We start from the raw sequence: 1,180 nt of genomic DNA, 5'->3' as shown, positions 1-1,180 counted from the left end.
GCACAGCAGCAGGTCCGCCAGCTCGGGATTCCGCGCGAGCACCGGGCCGTGCATGTAGGTCGCGATCATCGAGCCCTGGACGACGCCCTCGATCCGCCCGCCGGCCCGCGCGGAATCGTCGGCGGGTACGCCGTTGCCCACACCGGACGTCGCCCGTCCGAGCGGTGCGGCATCCGGCCCCAGCACCGTGGCGCCCATGTGGTTCTCGAACCCCGTCAGGGTGCTGGTGAGCCCGGCCAGCTGTGGCTCCACCACCAGCTCGCCGATGGAGCGCGAGGCCTGCGGCGAGGTGGTCACGTCGAGCAGGCCCAGGCCGGGGGCGCGAGAGCCGTCGGCGACCACGAACCACTCGCCGAAGACCTGCATCCCGGCGCAGATCGCCAGCACCGGCACCCCCCGCGCGACCGCCCGCTGCACGCCGGGTGAACCGGACAGGTGCCGGGAGGCGAGCTTCTGCGCGGTGTCCTCCCCTCCGCCGACCGTGTAGATGTCACACGAGTCGGGGACGGCGTCGTCCAGGGTGATGCGGACGATCTCGGCGTCGTACCCGCGCCACCTCAGCCGTTGGCGCAGGATGAGGGAGTTGCCGTCGTCACCGTAGGTGCCCATGACGTCCGGGAGCACCAGGCCGATGCGCACGGTCGACTCGGTGGGCCGCGGGGACGCGGGGGAGACGGTGTCGAGGGGTGAGGCGGAGGCCCCGGCAGCCGTGCGCGCATCCTCGTGGTGTCCGGTCATCGCTGCTGCTCCTTCCGGGCGGCGATCGCGCGCCCCAGGTCGCGGAACGCGGTGTAGTTGGCCAGCACCTCGACCCGGCCGGGTGGGCACCGCCTGATCGCGGCCAGCGGGTCGGACTCCAGGCGGTGGTCGACGCCGGCGTAGCTCAGGCGCACGGACAGGTCCGCGGCGCGCTCGCCGGCGGCGTACACGGACACGCCCTCGAAGCTCTCGAAGCGCACGTCCCACAGCCACGACAGATCCACGCCGTCCGCCACCTGGCCGTTGACCGCGATCACCAGGCCGTCGGCGGAGGTGTCGATCATCCCGAGCGCCTCCTGCCAGCCGGCCGGGTTCTTGGCCAGCAGCAGGTGCGCCGAGCGGCCATCCACGTCCACGGTCGAGTAGCGGCCCGCCACGTCGTCGACCCGCTCCACCGCCCGCACCGCCGCGGTGGGGTCGG

2 protein-coding genes are annotated in these 1,180 nt (G+C 73.5%); both read right to left on the bottom strand.

Features of this window, described 5'->3' with window-relative positions; all coding sequences use genetic code 11:
- Window positions 1-738: type 1 glutamine amidotransferase (locus IY392_RS16380; RefSeq protein ID WP_194861797.1), on the bottom strand; the 738-nt coding region annotated here is incomplete at its 3' end.
- A partial coding sequence (locus IY392_RS16375; protein WP_194861796.1) for a DUF1727 domain-containing protein occupies window positions 735-1,180 on the bottom strand: 446 nt, incomplete at its 5' end. The genes IY392_RS16375 and IY392_RS16380, both read right to left, overlap by 4 nt.

Origin of the sequence: Dietzia sp. SYD-A1, from assembly GCF_015356725.1 — a bacterium.
Classification (GTDB): domain Bacteria; phylum Actinomycetota; class Actinomycetes; order Mycobacteriales; family Mycobacteriaceae; genus Dietzia.
Note: the sequence above shows the minus strand (reverse complement) of the source record. Positions and strands in the feature narration are given on the sequence as shown.